Annotated in this window: 13 protein-coding genes and 1 pseudogene; 7 read left to right on the top strand and 7 right to left on the bottom strand. The window is 67.2% G+C overall.

The window, feature by feature from the left end; genetic code table 11:
- Positions 1 to 137 precede the first annotated feature (137 nt).
- Complete coding sequence (locus ACFVSU_RS12690) at positions 138 to 1,079, bottom strand: diacylglycerol/lipid kinase family protein (protein WP_387143123.1); 942 nt, start codon at positions 1,077 to 1,079, stop codon at positions 138 to 140.
- A 696-nt stretch (positions 1,080 to 1,775) separates the two neighbouring features.
- Here ACFVSU_RS12690 and ACFVSU_RS12685 point away from each other — a divergent pair.
- Both ACFVSU_RS12685 and ACFVSU_RS12680 read left to right on the top strand, forming a co-directional pair.
- Positions 1,776 to 2,816 carry a CorA family divalent cation transporter gene (locus tag ACFVSU_RS12685; RefSeq protein WP_387143120.1) on the top strand — a complete coding sequence of 347 codons (1,041 nt, stop codon included), beginning with the start codon at positions 1,776 to 1,778 and terminating at the stop codon, positions 2,814 to 2,816.
- A 207-nt stretch (positions 2,817 to 3,023) separates the two neighbouring features.
- On the top strand, positions 3,024 to 3,707 hold the full coding sequence (locus ACFVSU_RS12680; RefSeq protein ID WP_387143117.1) for a DUF1345 domain-containing protein: 684 nt from the start codon (positions 3,024 to 3,026) through the stop codon (positions 3,705 to 3,707).
- Positions 3,708 to 3,844: 137 nt separating this feature from the next.
- On the opposite strand, the gene ACFVSU_RS12675 is transcribed toward ACFVSU_RS12680, so the two are convergent.
- Positions 3,845 to 4,351 (bottom strand): alpha/beta fold hydrolase, encoded by a 507-nt coding sequence (locus ACFVSU_RS12675; RefSeq protein WP_387143114.1) that lies wholly within the window; start codon positions 4,349 to 4,351, stop codon positions 3,845 to 3,847.
- Between the two features lie 271 nt (positions 4,352 to 4,622).
- Here ACFVSU_RS12675 and ACFVSU_RS12670 point away from each other — a divergent pair, with 271 nt between their 5' ends.
- A complete protein-coding gene (locus ACFVSU_RS12670) occupies positions 4,623 to 5,426 on the top strand; it encodes an alpha/beta fold hydrolase (RefSeq protein WP_387143111.1) in 804 nt (267 codons plus the stop codon).
- A gap of 44 nt (positions 5,427 to 5,470) precedes the next feature.
- On the opposite strand, the gene ACFVSU_RS12665 is transcribed toward ACFVSU_RS12670, so the two are convergent.
- Positions 5,471 to 6,286, bottom strand: a complete 816-nt coding sequence (locus tag ACFVSU_RS12665) for a hypothetical protein (RefSeq protein ID WP_387143108.1) — start codon at positions 6,284 to 6,286, stop codon at positions 5,471 to 5,473.
- Positions 6,287 to 6,404: 118 nt separating this feature from the next.
- Here ACFVSU_RS12665 and arfB point away from each other — a divergent pair, with 118 nt between their 5' ends.
- Positions 6,405 to 6,842 carry an alternative ribosome rescue aminoacyl-tRNA hydrolase ArfB gene (arfB, locus tag ACFVSU_RS12660; protein WP_387143105.1) on the top strand — a complete coding sequence of 146 codons (438 nt, stop codon included), beginning with the start codon at positions 6,405 to 6,407 and terminating at the stop codon, positions 6,840 to 6,842.
- A 62-nt stretch (positions 6,843 to 6,904) separates the two neighbouring features.
- Here arfB and ACFVSU_RS12655 read toward each other — a convergent pair whose 3' ends face one another.
- Both ACFVSU_RS12655 and ACFVSU_RS12650 read right to left on the bottom strand, forming a co-directional pair.
- Complete coding sequence (locus tag ACFVSU_RS12655) at positions 6,905 to 7,381, bottom strand: DUF6326 family protein (RefSeq protein WP_387143102.1); 477 nt, start codon at positions 7,379 to 7,381, stop codon at positions 6,905 to 6,907.
- Positions 7,382 to 7,469: 88 nt separating this feature from the next.
- Entirely contained in the window at positions 7,470 to 8,510 is a 1,041-nt protein-coding gene (locus ACFVSU_RS12650) for an NAD(P)-dependent alcohol dehydrogenase (protein WP_387143099.1), read from the bottom strand.
- A 115-nt stretch (positions 8,511 to 8,625) separates the two neighbouring features.
- Here ACFVSU_RS12650 and ACFVSU_RS12645 point away from each other — a divergent pair, with 115 nt between their 5' ends.
- Positions 8,626 to 9,300, top strand: a complete 675-nt coding sequence (locus tag ACFVSU_RS12645) for a TetR/AcrR family transcriptional regulator (RefSeq protein WP_387143096.1) — start codon at positions 8,626 to 8,628, stop codon at positions 9,298 to 9,300.
- Between the two features lie 184 nt (positions 9,301 to 9,484).
- Here the strand turns inward: ACFVSU_RS12645 and ACFVSU_RS12640 are convergent.
- Positions 9,485 to 9,676: pseudogene (locus ACFVSU_RS12640) on the bottom strand (recombinase family protein); the annotation flags it as partial.
- Between the two features lie 221 nt (positions 9,677 to 9,897).
- Between ACFVSU_RS12640 and ACFVSU_RS12635 the strand changes: the two are divergent.
- Complete coding sequence (locus ACFVSU_RS12635; protein WP_387143093.1) at positions 9,898 to 10,443, top strand: hypothetical protein; 546 nt, start codon at positions 9,898 to 9,900, stop codon at positions 10,441 to 10,443.
- Between the two features lie 338 nt (positions 10,444 to 10,781).
- On the top strand, positions 10,782 to 12,128 hold the full coding sequence (locus ACFVSU_RS12630; protein ID WP_387143090.1) for a DUF1214 domain-containing protein: 1,347 nt from the start codon (positions 10,782 to 10,784) through the stop codon (positions 12,126 to 12,128).
- 376 nt (positions 12,129 to 12,504) lie between these two features.
- On the opposite strand, the gene ACFVSU_RS12625 is transcribed toward ACFVSU_RS12630, so the two are convergent.
- A complete protein-coding gene (locus ACFVSU_RS12625; RefSeq protein ID WP_387143087.1) occupies positions 12,505 to 13,104 on the bottom strand; it encodes a DUF305 domain-containing protein in 600 nt (199 codons plus the stop codon).
- Positions 13,105 to 13,191 lie beyond the last annotated feature (87 nt).

The following is a 13,191-nucleotide window of genomic DNA, read 5'->3' as shown; positions in this document are numbered from 1 at the left end:
ATGGAGAAAATCAGGCCGGGTGTGTCGGCCCGTCATTTGACGAGCGAATGCTCGGGTGTCACGACGGCGGTGAATTCTCGGAAGATGTCCGTTGCCGCGGGTTTCCAGCTGCTCGGACATCGATGTGCGGGTCTCCTTCATCGCACCGTTATCGCCGACGGCTGAACCGTCACGGTGAACTCGCGCGTTTCGCCGAGCTCTTCGCCGTCGACTTCGAGGAGTCGCGGCGAAGGGAGGGTCACTGCGAGTGTCTCGGCTCGCCCACGTTGAAGCGATTCCGAGCCGGACTCTGCGGTCTTCTCGGTCGTGCTCATGAGGCGCTTCAGCCCGTCGTCCCACACCATGGTCTTCACCGTGCTCAGCCACTGCGCGAGTCCCTCGGCGCTGAGCACGAGGAAGTCCAGTTCGCCATCCGAGGGGTCTGCATCCGGCATGATCTTGACGCCGCCTTGCAGGGTGCCGCAGTTGCCGACCAGCAGCGTATGCCCCTTCTCGTTCCACGGTTCTCGACCGTCCGCGGCAATTCCGAAGGACAGAACGTCGCTCCCGGATATTGCTCGTCCGAGCGATTCGACATAGGCGAGCCAGCCCGCCCGATCCTTGAGCTGCTCGTCGGTCTCCGCGATCATCTGCGCATCGAGCCCGAACCCGACCATCACGACGAACCCGTGTCGCTCGGTGCCACCCTCCGTCGTCACCTCGATCCAACCCACGTCGACTGCCCGGCCCTCACCCTCCAGCGCCCGCCGGAACGCCGCCCGAGCATCGTCGATGGGCACATCCAGGTTTCGCGCGAACAGGTTGCCGGTGCCCAGCGGAATGATCGCCAGCTGGACCTCGGCCATCGATTCAGCCAGGTACTCCGCGACGGCACGGACCGTGCCGTCACCGCCCGCGACGATGAGCACATCAGCCGGAGCCTCCAGAGCCCGCGTGGCAGCTCCCCGACCAGGATCGTTTTCCGTCGTCTCGAACCAGCGGACGTCGGCGGTCGGCATCCCGTCGAGCGCGTCGGCGAGCGCCGCTTCGAGAGGTTCCTTCTCTGTTTTCGATGGATTCCAGACGATCGCGATGCGCATCGGTCGGCCTCTCTTCTCTCCGCGGCGATCTGATCGCGGCGCTATCGGTGGAGCGGTGTGATCGGGGGCACGTGCGGAATAGGCACCGGCCGGGTGCGTCCGGACTTCGGTCCGGTCGCCCGGGTCAGATCCTGCAGGACCGCCTCGGCGGTGAAGTAGCGAGTCGGGCGGCTCGTGGGTTGCGCCCAGACCACGCGAACCCCTTCCGCGTGGGCGTCCGTGATCACGGCGACGATGTGCCGAGGGTCCGTCTCGGGAAGGCGAGCCGCTCGGATGACCCATGTCGACTGGTCGTGGCGGAACAACTCGAAAGAATCGGCGGCTCGGGGATCGCCGCTGCCGGACATCACCACTCCGTGATCAGGCCCGTGCGGACCATCTCGGCACGCAGGTCGTCCTCGAAGTCGTCGGCCTGATCGCGCAGGGACTGGTCGTGGTCATCCCAGCTGCTGGCTGCGCTCATGGGTGATCTGGCCATCTCGTCGGTACCTCCGTGGTGTGAACGCTTCCACTGTCACCGAGACGGCCCTCCGCACAACGGGGGTTGACAGCGGCTAGGACGGCGTGCCCGGCAGCATCCCCGGCGGACGATGGGGGAAGCAGAACCTCCGGGCGGGAATCCCCGGGTCGACCGAAAAGTCAAGGGGGGTCAGCTTTCCACCGCAGCAGGTCAGGCTCCCGTCCCGGAGGACATTCATGCTCGAGTCGACAAGCAACCGATTGCCGCGGACGCGCGATCATGCCGCACCACCGCACACCTCGCCGGACGTCTTCCTCGTGGGTGGCTCGATCGAGCCCGGGGGTGTAGCGCTCGATGACGTCCCGGACCTCGTGCACCGCACGCGAAGGAAGGACGAGTTCGTCTGGCTGCATCTCGTCGAACCCGACGAGGACACCGTGCGTCAGGCGCGCGACGTGCTCGGCATCCACCCGACCGCGGTGGCCGACGTGGTCTCGCGCCGGCAGCAGCCGAAGATCCAGAAGTTCGACGAGCATCTTTTCGTCATGTTGTGGAACGTGCTGCGGCTGCCGGACGAGTCGCTTCTCCTGGGCGAGACCTACCTGTACATCGGAGAGGGCTGGCTGCTCACCGTTCAGCGCGGTAATGGCGCTGAACTTCCCGATCTGCCGAAGCTTCTTCATGAGGCACCGGACGACGTCCGCGCCGACACGCTGCCGGCGGCGCACCAGATCATGGCGCAGATTGTCGACGGCTACGCGAAAGCGGCCGCCGACATCGAGACGGCGCTCGAGGAGCTCGAGGAACAGGTCTTCAGTGAAGACGGCCGCGAAGACCATCACCGCATCTACCGGATCCGCAAGAACATCGGCCGCGTCGACCGCGCCGTCTCGAGCATCGCCGCGGCCCTGCACGAGAGCACCCGGCACCTGGAGACCCTCACCGTCGGCAACGAGCAGATCCTGCCGCACCTGCACGACCTGCTCGACGACGCCGCCGGAACGGCCGCCCTGATCAACAACCAGAGCAAGGGCCTCGACGCCATCCTCTCCAGCCACGAAAACAACGTCGCCGCCCGGCAGAACCAAGACATGCGCACCATCTCCGCATTCGCCGCGCTCCTCGCCGTGCCCACGCTCATCGCCGGGCTCTACGGGATGAACTTCAAGAACCTCCCGCTCGTGCAATGGCAATACGGATGGATCGTCATCGGACTCAGCATCGTCACCATCGACCTCATCATCTACGCGCTGTTCAAACGCCGCCGCTGGCTGTGAACCGCGCGAGTCCCGCACAACCGCCCAGCCGACAGATCTTCTCAGCCCTGCAGCACTCGCTCGAGAGTTCGCATCGCCTGCTGGAAGAAGACGGCATTGGTGTGTTCGTAGTAGTGCGCGCCACCGATCGCGCACGAGTCCGCGTTTCGATGGCACCGCGACCGCTGACCCAGGCTGACCCCTCACCGATGCGAGTACGATCGCGCCATGCACGCGCAAGCGCGTCCGACACCGGCCTTGGCGGGTGAAGGACGCCGAAATCTCGTGTCCCTGGGCGTCGCCGCGGTCGTCGCGGTCATCGCCCTGCTCGCCTTCAACGCTCTCTGGCCGATTCGATTCACCACCGACGCCGTCGTCCTCACGGTCTTCGTCTTCTGGATCGCCTACTCGCTGTCGTTCCTGGCCCTTACCCAGTACACGTTCGGCCGTGTGGACGCCCCGACGCTGCGGGCCTGGCTGTCGGCGACGAACTCCCCGAGCCGGAGCCTCGCGCTCCCGGCAAGTGCGGTGCAATGGGCGGTGCTCGCGCTCGTATCCGTGATCCTCGTGCTGATCCTGCCCGGGCTGCTCGACAGCCCGCTCGCCAATGCGCTCAGCTTCGTCGTCGTGATCACGGCCTGGTTGGTGACCGTCACGGCTTACGCGATGCACTACGCCCGACTGGATGCACAGGAGGAGTCGTTCGAACTCCCCGGCAAGAGAGCCGACGCCCCCGTCTTCGCGGACTACTACTACCTCGCCGCGCAGATCGCGACGACCTTCTCATCGGCCGACATCAACGTGCTCACGACCCGAGCCCGATCCATCGTCACCGGGCAGACATACATCGCCTTCGCCTTCAGCACCTTCATCATCGCGCTGCTCATCAGCGTTCTCTTCCTCACCACCTGACGCTTTGCAGGAAGCGTAGAGACTCCGGGGTCGCTGAAGTCACGTCGCCACCGGATCCCTCTGCGGGCCCATGCCACGATGAGCGACGATCAGCGTGCGTTCGGCTACGCCACTGCCGGCGACGGTCGCGTGCGGCGCTAGGTGCTCGACAGATCGCTGGCGATCGCGGGAGCGAGGCCGTCGAACTGGTGACCACCGGAATCGTATGCATGCACGGCGGCGCGGGTGAGGCGTGCAGAGTTGAGCGCGAGATGGGCGAACTCCACGACGTCGTCGTCACGACAGTGGTGAAGCGAGATGTCCTGTCCGAGCGCGGGGCCGGTGAACGCATAGTCTGCGACGTCCCAGCCTTGTGGGCTCCAGTCGGGCATCGCGAGCAGAATGACGCGCCGGGGCGTCTCCTGCTCACGCTCGGCCAGAACGCGCAGCAGGATCGAGGCTCCGAACGAGTGGGCGGCGACCAAGTCCTCGGGACTGACAGCGTCCAACGCGGCTCGCACGGGGGATGCCTGATGATCGAACGACATGTCGTCGTCGGGGAAGCGCGGATACTTCAACGGTTGGCCGAGTTCGACTGCGATCGCTTCGGCCAGCGGGCGGTCCTCTCCGTACCCGCCAGCGCCGTGCAGGAAGAGCAGCGCCATCAGTTCGACCAGCGCAGACCGGCGTGATTGCCCCGACTCAGAGCCGCGCAGACTGCATTCGCGCGCGCCATGACGGCTGCCGGATCGTCGGACCACGCGGCCTGATGAGTCATGTCGCGATCCTTCCGCGCGCTCGGCGTTCGCTCAACCCCACCGATCCAACCGATCCACGTGCGGCGGCCCACACGATCCGAGAGGCTCGCGTCCCCGTCCAGCTCGACTCGAAGTCGTCGCGGCTGCGGTCGACGCCGCGGAGGCGTAGGTTCGCGTCATGGATGAGGTTCTCGTCGACGGGCTGCGCATCGCGTACCGGCGGAGCGGGAACGGGCCCCCGCTCGTGCTGTTGCACGGCGCCTTCGAGGACTCTCGGATCTGGGCTGATGAATTACGAACCCTGAGCCCGCACATCGACGTGATCGCGTGGGACGCGCCCGGCTGCGGTGCCTCCGGTGAGGTACCCAGCGGGTGGAGTGGCGCGGACTGGGCGGCCGCAGCATCCGGATTCATCACTGCCCTGGGGCTGACGACGCCCGCCGTCGCGGGGCTCTCCTTCGGGTCGGTGATCGCATTGCTGCTGGCTCGCGATCACCCGGCCCGCGTGGGGCGGCTCGTCCTGATCGGTGGGTACGCGGGTTGGGGCGGATCTCTGGACGCGGATGCGCTGGCACAGCGCATCACGGCGGTGCGGTTCACTACATCGCACCGGGTCGAGGAGTGGGCGGAAGATTTCCTCGATTCCGTGTACCCGCAGGGCGTGGCGGCGGAGCGTCGAGCGCGCGCCCGCATCCTCATCGACGACTGGCGACCCGAGACGACCGCGGCGATGATCGACGTCATGACGCAGGATCTGCGGCCCGCCCTGCCCCGGATACACACGCCGACGTTCGTCGTGCGCGGCACAGCAGACTCCCGCAGCCCCCGGAGCGCCTCGCTCGACCTGTGCGCGTTGCTTCCGGATGCCCACCTCCTGGAGATCACCGACGCAGGCCACGACTGCAGCGGACCGGAACTCGACGCTCTCCTCCAGCGCGCGGCACGCGAGGCGCAGATCGACCCGACACCGACACTCAAATGACATCGCGTTTGGTCCCACCTCGGTGCGAGGCGGGAGAGGGCGCATCAGCTGTCGTCGATCTCCATGGTCATGTAGGCCCCACCGCCCCATCCGAAGGTCACCCGCTGATCCGGTGTCATACCCAGGGGTCGCTGATCTTCGGCGAGTTCGTCAAAGGCGAGCGACACCCCAACCACCCCCTCCGCGGCGGCGTCGTGGGGAATGCACTGCGCTTCGGTCGCGGTGCCCTCGGTCAGCAGCAGGCAGTTCTCCGATCCGTGTCTGGTCGAGACTCTGGCGACCCATAGCTCCCATCCGTAGTAGACGCCGAGTGGCTGCGCCCAGGTTGTCACGCCATCGGCGGGGAACATCGCCACAGCGGGCCGCGAGGAGACGTCGATGAACTCGCCGCTCACCCGGTCGACGAGCAGCGGGATGGTCACGCGACCATTCGCGGTGAGGTCGGGTGCCATGGGCCTTGCGGGAGAAGGCGCGATGGCCGAGCCAGCGCGGATCGGGTCCGGCACCGTCTGCAGCCCGTGGACAGCGCCGAGGGCGGCCGCGAACAGCGTGACCGAGGCGACGAGCCCGACGATCAGAAGGCGGCGGGGCGAGCGGCGGCCGGTGGCCGGTCCGTCGACCGCCGAGCCCGCACCGGGTGCCGGTCCTTCGTGAGTGAAGGGAGCGGGGATGGATGCCTCGGGCTCTGGGGCGCCTGCCGTCCACGACGGCGCGGGTGCGGCCCCATGCCGGGCTGCGCGGGCGAGCCCTTCGAGCTCGGACAGACGCTCCAGCGCGACGTCGTCGCCGACGATGTCGGCGTCCCGGCCGTACGCGCGGCGACGTAGTGCGTCCAACTCGGCACGGGCAGCGGCATCCATCGTCAGCCGATCCTGCCCCCGCCAGGGGTGCGCGTCTTCGAGCTCGCCACGCTGTCACGCTACGCCCCGCCGCCCAGGGGCCGCTCATCGAGCTGGTGATCGGAGGGATGATGGACTCATGCCGGCCGCCCATCGCCCCGGACTTCGAATCAACGCACGGGTCACCATCCCGGAGTCCGAGCTGTCCTGGCGGTTCTCGCGTTCCTCCGGCCCGGGCGGGCAAGGTGTGAACACCGCTGACTCCCGAGCGGAACTCGTGTGGGATGCTGGCGGATCGGCCGCCCTGTCCCCCGTCCAGCGAGAGCGACTCCTCACGCACCTGGGCGGCCGTCTGGTGGGCGGGGTCCTGACGATCGCAGCTTCCGAGCACCGCGAACAGTTACGCAACCGGGATGCGGCGCGCACACGGCTGGCCGCGATTGTCGCTGAAGCCCTGCGGCCGCCCCCACCGATGCGCCGGCCTACCGCACCCAGTCGTGGAGCCAAGGAGCGACGCCTGAAGGCGAAGAAGCATCGCACTGACGTCAAGCGGCTCCGTCGCCCGCCCGACGATTGACCAGCGACGCCGCCTTCAAAGCGTGTGGCGGACGACGCGCATACGCGGGCCGCGTCACATGGTCACTGTCGAAGGCCGGTCGTCGCGCGACCGGCGGGGACAGCGGAGATTCGAGGCCACGCCCAGGCGGAACGCAGGATGAAGGCCAGGAGCAGCACCTCGATTCCGATGGAGATGACGTAGAAGGCGATCCACTCCCAGGTCGTCCCTGCCGCATTGAAGATCGAGTAGGGGATGAGGAGTGATGCGACGACGAGGTTCGTGACGCGGTTCGCCCGATCGGGCAGCGTCATGGAGAGCATCACCATCACGGCGGGGATCGACACCGACACGAGGAAGACGGTCAACAACGTGGGGCTGATGTCGAACCTCCAGACGAGGCCGTTCAGGATGCCATCGACGACGCCGGGCTTGTAGAAGTTGAGAACGTCCACGTAGACGTAGAGGAACATGAAGCTGGTCCACGCGGCAGCAAGCCTGGCCTGCACGGGGATCCGCCGGCTGTCGAGTGTGTTCGGGGTTTCGGTTCGGGTGGTCATCGGTTTCTTCTTCCTTGAGGAGCCGTCCCTCCACCGGAGTGGCGGCAGCGCTGGGTGCGGGTTGGGTCGTTCTCGGCGGGGATGGTCGTCAGATGGTGACCACGACCTTCCCTCGGGTGTGCCCGGCTGCGACGTAGCGGAGGGCGTGGGCCGCTTCGTCGAGGGGGTAGGTGCGATCGATGACCGGCCTGACCCGCCCGGTTGCGAGCAGGTCAGCCAGGGCGAGCAGATCCTGGCGCTTCCCGATCGACGTGAAGGGTCTCAGTTGCTGACGGGTGAACGCCGACAGCACGCGCGCTGTGACGATCCGACCGAGGGGGCCGAACCAGCGGCCGCCGCGTCCGCTGTTGGGGATGAGAACGCCTGTGGGCGTGAGCGCTCCGCGGAGGGCCGCAAGGGGCTGGGCCTCCACACTGTCGAGGATGACGTCGTAGCGCTTCCCGGTGCCGGTGAAGCCGGTCGCCGTGTAGTCGACGACGTGGTCAGCACCAAGCGACCGGACCAGCTCGACGTTGCGAGTGCTGCACACGCCCGTCACCTCGGCGCCGAACGCCTTGGCGATCTGCACGGCGAACGTTCCCACGCCGCCCGACGCGCCCGTGACCAGCACCGACTGGCCCGGTCGAACGTTCGCGATGTCGCGCAGGGCCTGCAGCGCCGTCATACCCGAGGTGGGCACCGCGGCCGCGTCCACGACCGACAGATCGGCAGGCACCGTGACGAGGTTCTCCGCCGCGACGCAGGCGTACTCCGCGAGCGCTCCGGTGGTGCTCCAACCGAACACACGGTCGCCGGGGGCGAGCGCCGTGACATCCTCCCCGACCGCTGCCACCACGCCGGCAAGGTCCCTGCCGGGGATGCCGTGGCGGGGCCGGCGGAGCCCGAACACCAGGCGCACGACGTACGGCTCACCGGTCATGACGAAGTAATCGCCCGGATGCACCGAGGCCGCGGCCACCCGGACGAGCACCTCGCCTCGACCAGGTATCGGCAGCCCGAGCTCGGTCAACTCGAGCACCGAGGGCGGGCCGTAGTGACGCTGGATGGCGGCCCGCATCGTCGCCGCGCCGGTCGGCTTCGCTTCCGGCACCAGGCCGGTTGCAGCATCCGATCGCTGTTCGATTCTCACAGAAGCCTCCTCACACGAGCCGCTGCTTCGCTAGCTCGTACACTGTACGTCGTACGCTGTACTATTGCCCGTACGCTGTACGATTGTCAAGCCCTACGAGCGAGCAAGGAGACCCGTGTCCGCGAAAGAACAACGCCAGGTCCCCTCAGACACAGGGCTGAGCAAGCAGCGGGTCGTGCTCGAGGCGATCCGGCTCGCCGACCGCGAAGGGGTCGGCGGGCTGAGCATGCGCCGGCTGGCCGGCACGCTCGGCGCCGGCGCGATGTCGCTCTACCACTATGTGGCGAGCAGGGATGAGCTGCTCGACGCCATGATCGATCTCGTGTTCGACGAGATCGAGCTCCCACCCGAAGGGACCGACTGGCAGTCGGCGATGCGTCGGCGGGCGGTATCCGCCCAACAGGTTCTGGCCCGTCACCCCTGGGCGAACGGCCTCATGGAGTCGCGGACCTCGCCGGGGCCTGCGAACCTCCGCCACCACGAAGCGGTCACCGCCTGCCTGCGGAGGGCCGGCTTCTCGCCCTTGATGGCGACGCATGCCAACTGGCTGCTCGACAGCTATGTGTACGGTTTCGCCCTGCAGGCGGCCAGCCTGCCGTTCGACACCGCCGATGAGCTCGCGGAGATGGCCGAGGACGTCTATCTGCCCCAACTTCCTCCTGACGAGTTCCCGTATCTCAACGAGTCCGCCGCGGCGCTGGTCGATGCCGGCTTCGACCCGGCGGAGGAGTTCATCTTCGGCCTCGACCTCGTCCTAGCTGCCCTCGAGCCACTGAGAACCGCCGGATAGCAACTCCTGGGGACCTCGGCACCGCATTCGGCCCGAAGCCCGCAGGAGTACCAAGAGCTCCGGGCGGACATGGAGCAGCTGCTGCCCGCATGGGAACATCCCGACGAGCAGCAGGCCCTGGACGTCCAGCAGGCACTATGGGGCGCCGGGCTCATGCGCGCGGCAGCGGCGTTCGATTTCCTCAGAGCGTGTCAGCTTCCCGGACTGCGGCGAGCGCTTCGCGCAGTCCGCGCCTGGCCCGGTTGGTGCCGGTCAGCCCGTGATCGACGTAGATGTTCGAATCGAGGAATCCCCGTCGCACCAGTGCGTCTCGCTGCGAGGTGAGATCTTGATCCGCTGTGGAGACCCTGGCGTAGCCAATCAGTATTCCGTTCATGCCGCCGACGGTGCCACCGTCAACGCGGAGGCGCACCCGAGTTGGATCCCCATACGGGTACCTGCGCGCGAGTGCGGCGATGGCGTGCTGTCTGGAAGCGTCGGTTGAACCCGGCATGCCGCGCCAGAGGTCCCTGAACCCGCGCTCTTGCGCGGCACGGGCCTGTACGCCACTCTGTGCGAGAAGGGGCGATGGCGCCCCGAAGACTGGGGGAGTCACCTATGTTCGCTTTCCGTGCTCTGCCGCGCCCGATCGCGGTCGTCCTCGCACTCATGCTCGCGCTGATCCTCGCGGTTCCCTTGATGGGCGCCAAGGGGGGCAACTCCGCCAACGCGAAGGCCTGCCAGAAAGGCGGCTACGCGGCGCTCGCCACGGATGAGGACCCATACACGGCGTTCGCAAACCAGGATGCATGCGTGTCATATGCGGCGCAGGGAAGCATGCTGACGTCGCTCGTCGTCGTGCACGGCAGCGCCGAGTTCGTGTGGGTCGAAGCCCAGCAGAGGTGCGCCTTCTTGTTCGACGCGACGGTCCCCGCAGACATGAGGTCCGACGTCAGGGTCAATCTCGCGAACTCGACCTCGATCGCATATACGGCCTTCCCGACCACTTACCCCGCCTACGGATCGTTCACGGTCCCGGCAGGCGTGACCATGACCTCGGCGGCCGGACGGTACTACCCGAGCTCCCTCGGACCGTTCACGTCGTTCCCGGTGACCGTCGACCCCGAGCCGTGCGGGCCGGGATCGTCGGCCACCGACAGCTGAGACCGCCGCGGGCAAGCTCCCAACGCCCCGGATCGCGCCCGGGACAACGGAGGTCCAGTCCCAGAACGCGGATCGATCCGGATCCGCTTGCGGGCGATGAACACAAGGGGAGCGTTGAGCGCGCATCCGGTTAGATCTTCATCGCGAAGACGCGGTGCGCGCGGACGGATGAACCGCCGAGCTGCACGCGAGCAGTGAACGAGGAGGTGGAGTCCATCGGGCATCGGCGACCCTTGTCTGCGACGTGCGCCGCGCGACTGTGGTCGGGTGTCTGCGTCGTGGTTCGACGGCGGGGCACCCGTAGACTCCGAATCGTCGTGTCGAGTCGAGGAGGTTTCGTGGTTCAGCAGCGGGTGACGGAGGCGTACGCGGCGGAGGTCGCACGGACGGCGTATCTGTGGGGGTGGCCGCTGGTCAACATCCACAACCGGCGCGTGTTCATGGAGCAGCTGCCCGGTCCCGGCCTGTTGGCCGGGATCGTGCCGGCCGGACCGCCGAACCACATCGGGATGCTGCACGACTACATCCGCCCCGAAGAGCGTGTGGTCGCCTGCCCGAACCAGGATGTCGCGTACGGCTTCGGTCCGCTCGACGCGAATCTCGGCCCTGCAGTGGTGCAGGTGCCTGATTTCGGTGACCGGTTCTGGGTGTACCAGGTGGTGAACCAGCGCACCGACTCGTTCGTCGAGCTCGGGAAGATGTACGGCACCAAGCCTGGGCACTACTTGCTCGCCCCGGAGGGCTGGGACGACGAGGTGCCGGACGGCATCGCGGGAGTGTTCCGGTACGACACCCGCTGCGGCGTGGTGATCCCGCGGGTGTTCCTCGACGACACCGCGGAGGATCGCGCAGCAGTGCTGCCGCTGATCAACCAGATCGCCGTGTACCCGCTGGCTGACTACGACGGCACCATCAAGGTCACCGACTGGACTTCGGTGCCGAGCTTCGGCGCCGCGGGGTCGACCTCCGGGCAGGAGGAGACGCAATGGGTGAAGCCGGAGACGTTCTTCGAATCGTTCGGCGAGATCCTCGACGAGGTGCCGCCGCTCCCGGGTGAGGAGGCGCTGTACGACTGGTTCCGTGTCGTGCTGGCCGCCGCCGCGGGAGACCCGAAGATCGCTGCCGCCGCCCGACAGGCCGCGCTCGACGCCGACGCGATCGTGAAGGAGCTGTTCGAGTTCCGCCACTACGGGCTCCCGGTCGCACACAACTGGACCACGCAGACCGCCGGCGCCCGGTTCGGAACGGACTACCTGATGCGCACCGCCGTCGGGAAGTCGAACATCTTCGTCAACACCCCGAACGAGACCACCTACTTCTACCAGGACCTCGACGCCGACGGTGCCCGGCTCGACGGCACCGGGAGCTACACGGTGCGCTTCCCCGCCGGCGGGCTGCCACCCGTCCAGGGGTTCTGGTCGCTCACCGTCTACAACAAGCACCACTTCTTCCACGCGAACGACCTCGACCGGTTCTCGCTCGGCACCAAGAACAAGAACCTCACCTTCGCCGACGACGGCTCGCTCACCCTCACCGTCGGCGGCGAAGCCCCCACAGACCCGGCGCTGCACGCGAACTGGCTTCCCGCACCGGCCGAAGAGTTCTCCGTCTACCTGCGCGCCTACTGGCCCGACGACGCGATCCTCGACGGCACCTGGACCCCACCCGCCATCACCCGAAACTGACTCACCGCACCGCGGGCATCTTCAACGGCTACCGGAGAATCAACGGAATCCTCACTCGGACGGTGAGCGTAGGCGGAGCCCCAGACGTGCATCTGGCTCGTTTGGGTTCACAGACGGCGCAGCGTATCGGACCGGAGTCGTCACCTTGCGGTGCGCCGATGACGGTGCCCTCGGCCATCATGGCATCGCGCCCTGGTCCTTTCCCCGCCCGATATCCAGATCGAGAACAATTGAAATCCTGTGAACACGCGAGGCTCCGCACGACGGTTGCGAGCGTCCGCGCGCGGAGGTCGGCTACGAATCGGCGATGATCTATTGCGTAGACACGCGGGGCTCGGGTGTGGGGCGGCGCTGTGACCGGCCGCCCCACACGGGGTCACCGCTGAGCGAGCAGCTCCTCCATGGTGGCGATCTCGGTGGTCTGATCCGTGACGATCTTCTTCGCGAGAGCGACCGCGTCCGGGTTCTGGCCGGACTTGACTTCGGTCTCGCTCATCTGGATCGCACCCTCGTGGTGCACGATCATCTGCTCCAGGAACAGACGACCTGCTTCCGGTCCCGCGGCCGCCTCCAGGGTCGCCATGTCGTCCTGGGACATCATCCCGTCGCCATGGTCCATCCCCCCGATGTCGTCGCGGCCGTCGGCGACGCGCCATTCCTCGAGCCAGCCCTGCATCGTCTCGATCTCGGGCGCCTGCGCGTCCTCGATCTTCGTCGCAAGATCCACCACTTGAGGATCGACGTTCTCCTTCGAGAGGACGCTTTCGGCCATCTCGATGGCCTGCTGGTGGTGCGGGATCATCATTGTTGCGAACATCACGTCCGCGTCGTTGAAGTCGACCGAGCCCGAGTCGCCCATCATGCCGGACTCGTGGTTCATCCCCGGCATGGCGGGCTGTTGCGGGGAGCAGCCGGCCAGCACGAGTGCGGCGGTGAGGGCCACCGGAGCGAATGCGATCGCGCGGATTGTGTTCATCGGCGTGTGTCCTTTTCATGTCAGTTTGAAGCAGGGTGAATCGTGCCGTGGGCACCTCGGAGCGGCCCCGGGAGGCGCCCCGCGACT

This window comes from Microbacterium sp. NPDC058062, assembly GCF_042885375.1.
GTDB lineage: Bacteria > Actinomycetota > Actinomycetes > Actinomycetales > Microbacteriaceae > Microbacterium > Microbacterium trichothecenolyticum_C.
The sequence above is the reverse complement of the archived record's forward strand: the minus strand, read 5'-3'. Positions and strand labels throughout refer to the sequence as shown.

Bases quoted from the DNA above. Each gene is read 5' to 3' on its own strand.
- ACFVSU_RS12690 (WP_387143123.1), bottom strand. From the start codon at position 1,079: ATGCGCATCGCGATCGTCTGGAATCCATCGAAAACAGAGAAGGAACCT.
- ACFVSU_RS12685 (WP_387143120.1), top strand. From the start codon at position 1,776: ATGCTCGAGTCGACAAGCAACCGATTGCCGCGGACGCGCGATCATGCC.
- ACFVSU_RS12680 (WP_387143117.1), top strand. From the start codon at position 3,024: ATGCACGCGCAAGCGCGTCCGACACCGGCCTTGGCGGGTGAAGGACGC.
- ACFVSU_RS12675 (WP_387143114.1), bottom strand. From the start codon at position 4,351: ATGGCGCTGCTCTTCCTGCACGGCGCTGGCGGGTACGGAGAGGACCGC.
- ACFVSU_RS12670 (WP_387143111.1), top strand. From the start codon at position 4,623: ATGGATGAGGTTCTCGTCGACGGGCTGCGCATCGCGTACCGGCGGAGC.
- ACFVSU_RS12665 (WP_387143108.1), bottom strand. From the start codon at position 6,286: ATGGATGCCGCTGCCCGTGCCGAGTTGGACGCACTACGTCGCCGCGCG.
- arfB (WP_387143105.1), top strand. From the start codon at position 6,405: ATGCCGGCCGCCCATCGCCCCGGACTTCGAATCAACGCACGGGTCACC.
- ACFVSU_RS12655 (WP_387143102.1), bottom strand. From the start codon at position 7,381: ATGACCACCCGAACCGAAACCCCGAACACACTCGACAGCCGGCGGATC.
- ACFVSU_RS12635 (WP_387143093.1), top strand. From the start codon at position 9,898: ATGTTCGCTTTCCGTGCTCTGCCGCGCCCGATCGCGGTCGTCCTCGCA.
- ACFVSU_RS12625 (WP_387143087.1), bottom strand. From the start codon at position 13,104: ATGAACACAATCCGCGCGATCGCATTCGCTCCGGTGGCCCTCACCGCC.